The organism is Shigella sonnei (assembly GCF_002950395.1).
Taxonomy (GTDB): Bacteria; Pseudomonadota; Gammaproteobacteria; order Enterobacterales; family Enterobacteriaceae; genus ECMA0423.
In genome coordinates this window covers 2964819-2976711 of record NZ_CP026802.1, presented here as the reverse complement: position 1 = coordinate 2976711, position 11893 = coordinate 2964819, and the positions used below count along the sequence as shown (strand labels likewise).

8 protein-coding genes and 1 pseudogene are annotated in these 11893 nt (G+C 52.4%); 4 read left to right on the top strand and 5 right to left on the bottom strand.

The window, feature by feature from the left end; translation table 11 throughout:
- Positions 1-128 precede the first annotated feature (128 nt).
- The 3 genes from dapB (at position 129) to carB (ending at position 5793) form a co-directional block, all read left to right on the top strand.
- Positions 129-950, top strand: a complete 822-nt coding sequence (dapB, locus tag C1P89_RS15485) for a 4-hydroxy-tetrahydrodipicolinate reductase (RefSeq protein WP_000543599.1) — start codon at positions 129-131, stop codon at positions 948-950.
- 455 nt (positions 951-1405) lie between these two features.
- Complete coding sequence (gene carA / locus C1P89_RS15480) at positions 1406-2554, top strand: glutamine-hydrolyzing carbamoyl-phosphate synthase small subunit (protein ID WP_000597260.1); 1149 nt, start codon at positions 1406-1408, stop codon at positions 2552-2554.
- A gap of 17 nt (positions 2555-2571) precedes the next feature.
- On the top strand, positions 2572-5793 hold the full coding sequence (carB, locus tag C1P89_RS15475; protein ID WP_001126376.1) for a carbamoyl-phosphate synthase large subunit: 3222 nt from the start codon (positions 2572-2574) through the stop codon (positions 5791-5793).
- A gap of 166 nt (positions 5794-5959) precedes the next feature.
- On the opposite strand, the gene C1P89_RS15470 is transcribed toward carB, so the two are convergent.
- Positions 5960-6657, bottom strand: a protein-coding gene (locus C1P89_RS15470; RefSeq protein WP_094096600.1) for an IS1-like element IS1A family transposase whose coding sequence is annotated in 2 segments (ribosomal slippage) — positions 5960-6408 and positions 6408-6657 — 699 coding nt in all. Because the reading frame shifts where the segments join, the coding sequence is not laid out codon by codon here.
- A 173-nt stretch (positions 6658-6830) separates the two neighbouring features.
- Here C1P89_RS15470 and caiF point away from each other — a divergent pair.
- Complete coding sequence (caiF, locus tag C1P89_RS15465) at positions 6831-7226, top strand: carnitine metabolism transcriptional regulator CaiF (protein ID WP_000333118.1); 396 nt, start codon at positions 6831-6833, stop codon at positions 7224-7226.
- Positions 7227-7434: 208 nt separating this feature from the next.
- On the opposite strand, the gene caiE is transcribed toward caiF, so the two are convergent.
- The 4 genes and pseudogenes from caiE to caiB form a co-directional block, all read right to left on the bottom strand.
- Complete coding sequence (caiE, locus tag C1P89_RS15460) at positions 7435-8025, bottom strand: carnitine operon protein CaiE (protein WP_000122876.1); 591 nt, start codon at positions 8023-8025, stop codon at positions 7435-7437.
- Between the two features lie 5 nt (positions 8026-8030).
- Positions 8031-8816 (bottom strand): crotonobetainyl-CoA hydratase, encoded by a 786-nt coding sequence (gene caiD, locus C1P89_RS15455; RefSeq protein WP_000004397.1) that lies wholly within the window; start codon positions 8814-8816, stop codon positions 8031-8033.
- Between the two features lie 108 nt (positions 8817-8924).
- Positions 8925-10478: a crotonobetaine/carnitine-CoA ligase gene (caiC, locus tag C1P89_RS15450; RefSeq protein WP_005139240.1), complete on the bottom strand. Its 1554-nt coding sequence runs from the start codon at positions 10476-10478 to the stop codon at positions 8925-8927.
- Positions 10479-10551: 73 nt separating this feature from the next.
- Positions 10552-11769 (bottom strand): annotated as a pseudogene (caiB, locus tag C1P89_RS15445) (L-carnitine CoA-transferase).
- Positions 11770-11893: the final 124 nt, after the last annotated feature.

Below are 11893 nucleotides of genomic sequence, written 5' to 3'. Positions count from 1 at the left end.
CATGCCTTTCACTGATATCCCTCCCTGTTTATCATTAATTTCTAATTATCAGCGTTTTTGGCTGGCGGCGTAGCGATGCGCTGGTTACTCTGAAAACGGTCTATGCAAATTAACAAAAGAGAATAGCTATGCATGATGCAAACATCCGCGTTGCCATCGCGGGAGCCGGGGGGCGTATGGGCCGCCAGTTGATTCAGGCGGCGCTGGCATTAGAAGGCGTGCAGCTGGGCGCGGCGCTGGAGCGCGAAGGATCTTCTTTACTGGGCAGCGACGCCGGTGAGCTGGCTGGTGCAGGGAAAACAGGCGTTACCGTGCAAAGCAGCCTCGATGCGGTAAAAGATGATTTTGATGTGTTTATCGATTTTACCCGTCCGGAAGGTACGCTGAACCATCTCGCTTTTTGTCGCCAGCATGGCAAAGGGATGGTGATCGGCACTACGGGGTTTGACGAAGCCGGTAAACAGGCGATTCGTGACGCCGCCGCCGATATTGCGATTGTCTTTGCCGCCAATTTTAGCGTTGGCGTTAACGTCATGCTTAAGCTGCTGGAGAAAGCAGCCAAAGTGATGGGTGACTACACCGATATCGAAATTATTGAAGCACATCATAGACATAAAGTTGATGCGCCGTCAGGCACCGCACTGGCAATGGGAGAGGCGATCGCCCACGCCCTTGATAAAGATCTGAAAGATTGCGCGGTCTACAGTCGTGAAGGCCACACCGGTGAACGTGTGCCTGGCACCATTGGTTTTGCCACCGTGCGTGCAGGTGACATCGTTGGTGAACATACCGCGATGTTTGCCGATATTGGCGAGCGTCTGGAGATCACCCATAAGGCGTCCAGCCGTATGACATTTGCTAACGGCGCGGTAAGATCGGCTTTGTGGTTGAGTGGTAAGGAAAATGGTCTTTTTGATATGCGAGATGTACTTAATCTCAATAATTTGTAACCACAAAATATTTGTTATGGTGCAAAAATAACACATTTAATTTATTGATTATAAAGGGCTTTAATTTTTGGCCCTTTTATTTTTAGTGTTATGTTTTTAAATATTCTATAAGTGCCAAAAATTACATGTTTTGTCTTCTGTTTTTGTTGTTTTAATGTAAATTTTGACCATTTGGTCCACTTTTTCCTGCTCGTTTTTATTTCATGCAATCTTCTTGCTGCGCAAGCGTTTTCCAGAACAGGTTATATGATCTTTTTGTCGCTTAATGCCTGTAAAACATGCATGAGCCACAAAATAATATAAAAAATACCGCCATTAAGTTGACTTTTAGCGCCCATATCTCCAGAATGCCGCCGTTTGCCAGAAATTCGTCGGTAAGCAGATTTGCATTGATTTACGTCATCATTGTGAATTAATATGCAAATAAAGTGAGTGAATATTCTCTGGAGGGTGTTTTGATTAAGTCAGCGCTATTGGTTCTGGAAGACGGAACCCAGTTTCACGGTCGGGCCATAGGGGCAACAGGTTCGGCGGTTGGGGAAGTCGTTTTCAATACTTCAATGACCGGTTATCAAGAAATCCTCACTGATCCTTCCTATTCTCGTCAAATCGTTACTCTTACTTATCCCCATATTGGCAATGTCGGCACTAATGACGCCGATGAAGAATCTTCTCAGGTACATGCACAAGGTCTGGTGATTCGCGATCTGCCGCTGATTGCCAGCAACTTCCGTAATACCGAAGACCTCTCTTCTTACCTGAAGCGCCATAACATCGTGGCGATTGCCGATATCGATACCCGTAAGCTGACGCGTTTACTGCGCGAGAAAGGCGCACAGAATGGCTGCATTATCGCAGGCGATAACCCGGATGCGGCGTTGGCGTTAGAAAAAGCCCGCGCGTTCCCAGGTCTGAATGGCATGGATCTGGCAAAAGAAGTGACCACCGCAGAAGCCTATAGCTGGACACAAGGGAGCTGGACGTTGACCGGCGGCCTGCCAGAAGCGAAAAAAGAAGACGAGCTGCCGTTCCACGTCGTGGCTTATGATTTTGGTGCCAAGCGCAACATCCTGCGGATGCTGGTGGATAGAGGCTGTCGCCTGACCATCGTTCCGGCGCAAACTTCTGCGGAAGATGTGCTGAAAATGAATCCAGACGGCATCTTCCTCTCCAACGGTCCTGGCGACCCGGCCCCGTGCGATTACGCCATTACCGCCATCCAGAAATTCCTCGAAACCGATATTCCGGTATTCGGCATCTGCCTCGGTCATCAGCTGCTGGCGCTGGCGAGCGGTGCGAAGACTGTCAAAATGAAATTTGGTCACCACGGCGGCAACCATCCGGTTAAAGATGTGGAGAAAAACGTGGTGATGATCACCGCCCAGAACCACGGTTTTGCGGTGGATGAAGCAACATTACCTGCAAACCTGCGTGTCACGCATAAATCCCTGTTCGACGGTACGTTACAGGGCATTCATCGCACTGATAAACCGGCGTTCAGCTTCCAGGGTCACCCGGAAGCCAGCCCTGGGCCACACGACGCAGCGCCGTTGTTCGACCACTTTATCGAGTTAATTGAGCAGTACCGTAAAACCGCTAAGTAATCAGGAGTAAAAGAGCCATGCCAAAACGTACAGATATAAAAAGTATCCTGATTCTGGGTGCGGGCCCGATTGTTATCGGTCAGGCGTGTGAGTTTGACTACTCTGGCGCGCAAGCATGTAAAGCCCTGCGCGAAGAGGGTTACCGCGTCATTCTGGTGAACTCCAACCCGGCGACCATCATGACCGACCCGGAAATGGCCGATGCGACCTACATCGAGCCGATTCACTGGGAAGTAGTACGCAAGATTATTGAAAAAGAGCGCCCGGACGCGGTGCTGCCAACGATGGGCGGTCAGACGGCGCTGAACTGCGCGCTGGAGCTGGAGCGTCAGGGCGTGTTGGAAGAGTTCGGCGTGACTATGATTGGTGCGACCGCCGATGCGATTGATAAAGCAGAAGACCGCCGTCGTTTCGACGTAGCGATGAAGAAAATTGGTCTGGAAACCGCGCGTTCCGGTATCGCACACACGATGGAAGAAGCGCTGGCGGTTGCCGCTGACGTGGGCTTCCCGTGCATTATTCGCCCATCCTTTACCATGGGCGGTAGCGGCGGCGGTATCGCTTATAACCGCGAAGAGTTTGAAGAAATTTGCGCCCGCGGTCTGGATCTCTCCCCAACCAAAGAGCTGCTGATTGATGAGTCGCTGATCGGCTGGAAAGAGTACGAGATGGAAGTGGTGCGTGATAAAAACGACAACTGCATCATCGTCTGCTCTATCGAAAACTTTGATGCGATGGGCATCCATACCGGTGACTCCATCACTGTCGCGCCAGCCCAAACGCTGACCGACAAAGAATATCAAATCATGCGTAACGCCTCGATGGCGGTGCTGCGTGAAATCGGCGTTGAAACCGGTGGTTCCAATGTCCAGTTTGCGGTGAACCCGAAAAACGGTCGCCTGATTGTTATCGAAATGAACCCACGCGTGTCCCGTTCTTCGGCGCTGGCGTCGAAAGCGACCGGTTTCCCGATTGCTAAAGTGGCGGCGAAACTGGCGGTGGGTTACACCCTCGACGAACTGATGAACGACATCACTGGCGGACGTACTCCGGCCTCCTTCGAGCCGTCCATCGACTATGTGGTTACTAAAATTCCTCGCTTCAACTTCGAAAAATTCGCTGGTGCTAACGACCGTCTGACCACTCAGATGAAATCGGTTGGCGAAGTGATGGCGATTGGTCGCACGCAGCAGGAATCCCTGCAAAAAGCGCTGCGCGGCCTGGAAGTCGGTGCGACTGGATTCGACCCGAAAGTGAGCCTCGATGACCCGGAAGCGTTAACCAAAATCCGTCGCGAACTGAAAGATGCTGGCGCAGAGCGTATCTGGTACATCGCCGATGCCTTCCGTGCGGGCCTGTCTGTGGACGGCGTGTTCAACCTGACCAATATTGACCGCTGGTTCCTGGTACAGATTGAAGAACTGGTGCGTCTGGAAGAGAAAGTAGCGGAAGTGGGCATCACTGGCCTGAACGCTGAATTCCTGCGCCAGCTGAAACGCAAAGGCTTTGCCGATGCGCGTCTGGCAAAACTGGCGGGCGTGCGCGAAGCGGAAATCCGCAAGCTGCGCGACCAGTATGACCTGCACCCGGTTTATAAGCGCGTGGATACCTGTGCGGCAGAGTTCGCCACCGACACCGCTTACATGTACTCCACTTATGAAGAAGAGTGCGAAGCGAATCCGTCTACCGACCGTGAAAAAATCATGGTTCTCGGCGGCGGCCCGAACCGTATCGGTCAGGGTATCGAATTCGACTACTGCTGTGTACACGCCTCGCTGGCGCTGCGCGAAGACGGTTACGAAACCATTATGGTTAACTGTAACCCGGAAACCGTCTCCACCGACTACGACACTTCCGATCGCCTCTACTTCGAGCCGGTAACTCTGGAAGATGTGCTGGAAATCGTGCGTATTGAGAAGCCGAAAGGCGTTATCGTTCAGTACGGCGGTCAGACCCCGCTGAAACTGGCGCGCGCGCTGGAAGCTGCTGGCGTACCGGTTATCGGCACCAGCCCGGATGCTATCGACCGTGCAGAAGACCGTGAACGCTTCCAGCATGCGGTTGAGCGTCTGAAACTGAAACAACCGGCGAACGCCACCGTTACCGCTATTGAAATGGCGGTAGAGAAGGCGAAAGAGATTGGCTACCCACTGGTGGTACGTCCGTCTTACGTTCTCGGCGGTCGGGCGATGGAAATCGTCTATGACGAAGCTGACCTGCGTCGCTACTTCCAGACGGCGGTCAGCGTGTCTAACGATGCGCCAGTGTTGCTGGATCACTTCCTTGATGACGCGGTAGAAGTTGACGTGGATGCCATCTGCGACGGCGAAATGGTGCTGATTGGCGGCATCATGGAGCACATCGAGCAGGCGGGCGTGCACTCCGGTGACTCCGCATGTTCTCTGCCAGCCTACACCTTAAGTCAGGAAATTCAGGATGTGATGCGCCAGCAGGTGCAGAAACTGGCCTTCGAATTGCAGGTGCGCGGTCTGATGAACGTGCAGTTTGCGGTGAAAAACAACGAAGTCTACCTGATTGAAGTTAACCCGCGTGCGGCGCGTACCGTTCCGTTCGTCTCCAAAGCCACCGGCGTACCGCTGGCAAAAGTGGCGGCGCGTGTGATGGCTGGCAAATCGCTGGCTGAGCAGGGCGTAACCAAAGAAGTTATCCCGCCGTACTACTCGGTGAAAGAAGTGGTGCTGCCGTTCAATAAATTCCCGGGTGTTGACCCGCTGTTAGGGCCAGAAATGCGCTCCACCGGGGAAGTGATGGGCGTGGGCCGCACCTTCGCTGAAGCGTTTGCCAAAGCGCAGCTGGGCAGCAACTCCACCATGAAGAAACACGGTCGTGCGTTGCTTTCCGTGCGCGAAGGCGATAAAGAACGCGTGGTGGACCTGGCGGCAAAACTGCTGAAACAGGGCTTCGAGCTGGATGCGACCCACGGCACGGCGATTGTGCTGGGCGAAGCGGGCATTAATCCGCGTCTGGTGAACAAGGTGCATGAAGGCCGTCCGCACATTCAGGACCGCATCAAGAATGGCGAATATACCTACATCATCAACACCACTTCAGGCCGTCGCGCGATTGAAGACTCCCGCGTGATCCGTCGCAGTGCGCTGCAATATAAAGTGCATTATGACACCACCCTGAACGGTGGTTTCGCTACCGCGATGGCGCTGAATGCCGACGCGACCGAAAAAGTAATTTCGGTGCAGGAAATGCACGCGCAGATCAAATAATAGCGTGTCATGGCGGATATTTTTCATCCGCTAATTTGATCGAATAAGTAATACGGTTCTCTGATGAGGACCGTTTTTTTTGCCCATTAAGTAAATCTTTTGGGGAATCGATATTTTTGATGACATAAGCAGGATTTAGCTCACACTTATCGGTAATGACTCCAACTTATTGATAGTGTTTTATGTTCAGATAATGCCCGATGACTTTGTCATGCAGCTCCACCGATTTTGAGAACGACAGCGACTTCCGTCCCAGCCGTGCCAGGTGCTGCCTCAGATTCAGGTTATGCCGCTCAATTCGCTGCGTATATCGCTTGCTGATTACGTGCAGCTTTCCCTTCAGGCGGGATTCATACAGCGGCCAGCCATCCGTCATCCATATCACCACGTCAAAGGGTGACAGCAGGCTCATAAGACGCCCCAGCGTCGCCATAGTGCGTTCACCGAATACGTGCGCAACAACCGTCTTCCGGAGACTGTCATACGCGTAAAACAGCCAGCGCTGGCGCGATTTAGCCCCGACATAGCCCCACTGTTCGTCCATTTCCGCGCAGACGATGACGTCACTGCCCGGCTGTATGCGCGAGGTTACCGACTGCGGCCTGAGTTTTTTAAGTGACGTAAAATCGTGTTGAGGCCAACGCCCATAATGCGTGCAGTTGCCCGGCATCCAACGCCATTCATGGCCATATCAATGATTTTCTGGTGCGTACCGGGTTGAGAAGCGGTGTAAGTGAACTGCAGTTGCCATGTTTTACGGCAGTGAGAGCAGAGATAGCGCTGATGTCCGGCAGTGCTTTTGCCGTTACGCACCACCCCGTCAGTAGCTGAACAGGAGGGACAGCTGATAGAAACAGAAGCCACTGGAGCACCTCAAAAACACCATCATACACTAAATCAGTAAGTTGGCAGCATCACCACACTTATCGACGGTGAAGTTGCATACTATCGATATATCCACAATTTTAATATGGCCTTGTTTAATTGCTTCAAAACGAGTCATAGCCAGACTTTTAATTTGTGAAACTGGAGTTCGTATGTGTGAAGGATATGTTGAAAAACCACTCTACTTGTTAATCGCCGAATGGATGATGGCTGAAAATCGGTGGGTGATAGCAAGAGAGATCTCTATTCATTTCGATATTGAACACAGCAAGGCGGTTAATACCCTGACTTATATTCTGTCGGAAGTCGCAGAAATAAGCTGCGCAGTTAAGATGATCCCTAATAAGCTGGAAGGACGGGGATGCCAGTGCCAGCGACTGGTAAAAGTGGTCGATATCGATGAGCAAATTTACGCGCGCCTGCGCAATAACAGCCGGGATAAATTAGTCGGCGTAAGAAAGACGCCGCGTATTCCTGCCGTTCCGCTCACGGAACTTAACCGCGAGCAGAAGTGGCAGATGATGTTGTCAAAGAGTATGCGTCGTTAATGTCATTTCGTTGATACCACGCAGCCTGGTTGCTGGATGCAATGCTGGCGCATCTTATCCAGCCTACGGTTGCTCTCCAGCCGGGTTGGATAAGGCGTTTATGCCGCATCCGACAGCTATCGCCGGATGCGATGCTGGCGCATCTTATCCGGCCTACGGTTGCTCTCCAGCAGAGTTGGATAAGGCGTTTACGCCGCATCCGGCAAGATCACCGTTTAGGCGTCACATCCGTCGTCCCCTGCAAACGGGGGCGATTTTCCTCCATTTGCCTCAGTGGCTGTGTTTCATGTAACGATGCATGACAGCGCCCGACAAGATCCTGATACTCTTTGGTATTCAACCGTTTCCAGTGTAACTCGTCGTCACTAACACTGCGTACAGCGCGGGCTGGCGTACCCATCAACAACTGGCGTTTCTCGCCGTGAAAGCCTGCTTTGACAAAGCTCATGGCGGCAACAATGCTCTCTTCGCCAATGACCGCGCCATCCATAATCACGCTGTTCATCCCGACCAATGCATCGCGACCAATCACACAACCATGCAGGATCGCTCCGTGCCCGATATGGCCGTTTTCCCCAACGATGGTGTCAGTGTCGCAGTAGCCATGCATAATGCAGCCATCCTGAATATTGGCTCCCGCTTGCACGATCAACCGCCCGTAGTCACCACGCAGTGAGGCGAGTGGGCCGATGTAGACACCGGCTCCCACAATCACATCGCCAATCAAGACGGCACTGGGATGGACAAACGCCGTCGGGTGAACCACCGGAATTAACCCCTCAAAGGCGTAATAGCTCACGGTTGTTAACGTCCTTTCCACACCGGATCGCGCTTCTCGGCAAACGCCAGCGGCCCTTCAATGGCATCCTCCGAATGCAGAACCGACGGATAGTGTTTCAACACGCCGCTGCGAATATAGCGATACGCTTCTTCTACCGGCATTTCGCTGGTGGTGCGGAAGATCTCTTTCAGCGCCGCAATCGCCAGCGGGGCGCTGTTAACCAGCTGCTGCGCCAGTTCGCGGGCGTTATCCATCAGTTCCGCCTGGCTAACCACGCGGTTGACTATCCCCCAACGCAGCGCCTCTTCTGCGCCCATTCGTCTGCCGGTCATCACCATTTCATTGACGATGGCAGGCGGCAGGATCTTCGGTAGACGCAGCACGCCGCCGCTGTCAGGAACGATGCCCAGCTTGGCTTCCGGCAGGGCGAAGCTGGCGTTATCGGCACAAACAATAAAATCTGCCGCCAGCGCCAGTTCGAAACCGCCGCCAAAGGCATAGCCGTTCACAGCTGCGATAACCGGTTTGTCGAGATTGAAAATTTCGGTTAATCCCGCAAATCCACCCGGGCCAAAGTCAGCATCCGGTGCTTCGCCTTCTGCTGCCGCTTTTAAATCCCAGCCCGCGGAAAAGAACTTCTCTCCGGCACCGGTAATAATGGCGACACGTAATTGCGGATCGTCACGGAAATTTAGAAATACTTCGCCCATTTCAAAGCTGGTTTTTGCATCAATAGCATTCGCTTTTGGACGATCAAGGGTAATTTCCAGAATTGATCCATTGCGGGTCAGATGTAATGATTCACTCATTCCTTTTCTCCATTTTTGCTTTTTCAGGGACGACAACATCCCTGCAAAAAATGCATATTGTTTTATAGCGTGATTATTAGTTGGCAGGGTAGTTCCCTGCTGTTTCATTTATTTCAGATTCTTTCTAATTATTTTCCCCGAGCAATTACGTGGCAGATCTTTTCTGATCTCCAGATAAGAGGGCACTTTAAATTTCGCCATATTTTGTTCGCAGAAGCGGAAAAATTCCTCTTCGCTCAATGTTTCACCTTCATTCAGCACCACAAATGCTTTGATGGCTTCATCGCGAATCGAATCTTTAATACCCACAACCACGATATCCTGAATTTTTGGATGGGTGGCGATGATATTTTCCAGCTCCACGCAGGAGACATTCTCGCCACCGCGTTTGATCATATTGCAGCGGCGATCGACGAAATAAAAAAAGCCCTCTTCGTCGCAGTATCCGGTATCGCCGGTATGTAGCCAGCCGTCGGCTTCCAGCACTTTCGCAGTGGCTTTCGGGTTGAGAAAATACTCTTTGAAGATGGTTTTCCCTGGTACGCCTTTAATACAGATTTCACCGATCTCACCTGCCGGGAGCGGGCGATTGTGATCGTCGCGGATCTCCGCTTCGTAGCAAAACCCCGCCCGACCAATCGACGGCCAGCGTCGTTTATCGCCAGGGCGATCGCCGATAATGCCCACAATGGTTTCCGTCATCCCATAAGACGTCAGCAAGCGAACGCCGAAGCGTTCACAAAACGCATCTTTTTCCTGCTCCGACAAGTTGAGATAAAACATCACTTCCCGCAGGCGGTGTTGCCGATCGTTCGCTGAAGGCGGCTGCGCCATCAAGGTACGGATCATCATCGGAATACATTCGGTAACGGTGGCGCGGTACTTCTGTACCTGTCCCCAGAAGGCGCGGGCGCTGTATTTCTCGACCAGCACAAAGGTGGCCCCGGCAGAAAACGCCGCCATCGCCGCAGTACACTGGCAATCGATATGAAACGCAGGCATTACCGTCAGGTAGACGTCATCGTCACGCAGTGCACACTGCCAGGCGGAGTAATATCCAGCGAAGCGCAGGTTGTAATGGGTAATCACCACACCTTTCGGTCGGGAGGTGGTGCCGGAGGTGAAGAGAATTTCCGCCGTATCGTCAGTCGATAGCGGCGGTGCATAGCACAAGGTGGCAGGTTGTTGATTTTTCAGTTGAGTAAACGAACTCACGCCATCATCAGCGGGAAGTGCCACATCTGTCAGGCAAATGTGCCGCAATTGAGTGGCATCTTCCTGCTGAATCTGTTGATACATAGGATAGAATTGCGCACTGGTCACCAGCAGGCACGCCTGGCTATTTTGCAGGATCCACGCGCTTTCCTCGCGCAACAGGCGGGCGTTAATCGGCACCATAATCGCGCCAATTTTTGCCAGCCCGAACCAGCAAAAGATAAATTCCGGGCAGTTGTCGAGATGTAGAGCAACCTTGTCGCCTTTGCGAATCCCCAGCGTATAAAACAGGTTTGTCGTGCGGTTAATCTCCTGATTTAACTCAAGATAACTATACCGGTTAACGACTCCGCCGCTGGATTCACAAATCAGCGCCGTTTTATGACCGTAAACGTCCGCCAGATCGTCCCACATTTGACGTAGATGTTGTCCGCCAATGATATCCATTGCACCTCTATCCATTTTTGTTCGTTTGTTATTGGGCGGGCGCTAGTCAGGCAAGCCGACTGACGCCACGCGTTTAGTCCTCAACTTTGGCCAGACCTTTGCTGACCAACTCCTGAATGTCGTTTTCGCTGTAGCCGATATTTTTCAAAATGGCAGCCGTGTCCATGCCATGTGAGGGCATTCCGCGCCAGATTTGTCCGGGGTTATTTTTGAATTTCGGCATGATGTTCGGCCCTTTGCAGGTGCGACCATCCATCGTTTGCCACTGAGTGATTGATTCACGGGCAACATACTGTGGATTGCTTTCCAGTTCCGGTACGGTCAGTACTTTGGCACAGGCGATATTCAGTTCGGCAAAGCGTTCTTTAACTTCTGCGATGGTATGTGCCGCCAGCCAGGCATCGAGTTTTTCTTCTACCAGTGGGCCGTAAGGGCATTCGATACGGTGGATAAGCTGAGTGCCTTCCGGGATTTCCGGCGTACCGAGTAGATGTGCGAGGCCAATATCTTTAAAGCACTCTTCAATTTGGGTAATGCCCACCAGTTCCATCACGATGTAGCCGTCGGCGCATTTATACAGACCGCAACCGGCGTAGTAGGGATCTTTACCTTTGCTCATGCGCGGGCACATTTCGCCGCCGTTGAAGTAATCCATCATGAAGTACTGGCCCATACGCAGCATCACTTCATACATGGCGATGTCGATACTTTCGCCTTTACCGGTTTCACGCACTTTATGCAGTGCTGCCAGCGCCGCCGTGGTGGCGGTCAGGCCAGAAAAGTAATCGGCGGTATACGGGAAGGCAGGCATTGGCTGGTCAACATCACCGTTCTGAATCAGGTAACCACTGAAGGCCTGGGCGATGGTGTTATAGGCCGGAAGATTGGTGTACTCCTCGGTGCCGTACTGACCAAAACCGGACAGGTGAGCGATAACCAGTTTCGGGTTGTGCTGCCACAGTACTTCATCGGTAATGCCACGACGGGCAAAGGCCGGACCTTTGCTGGCTTCGATGAAGATATCGGTGGTTTCCATTAATTTCAGAAACGCTTCGCGGCCTTCATCTTTGAAAATATTTAACGACAGCGCGTGCAAATTGCGGCGGGAGAGCTGCGGGTAGTTCGGTTGAACGCGAATGGTGTCGGCCTAGGCGACGTTCTCGATCCAGATAACTTCCGCACCCCATTCTGCGAACATTTGCCCGGCGAACGGCCCGGCGATTTCGATACCGGAGAAGACAACGCGCAATCCGGCCAACGGCCCGAATTTCGGCATGGGTAGATGATCCATTATTAGCTCCTGAAAAATTTATGTAGCGCATGACTGCCGGATGCGGCGTAAACGCTTTATCCGGCCTACATTCGTGCTCCCGTAGGCCTGATAAGACGCATTAGCGTCGCATCAGGCAGCGCAC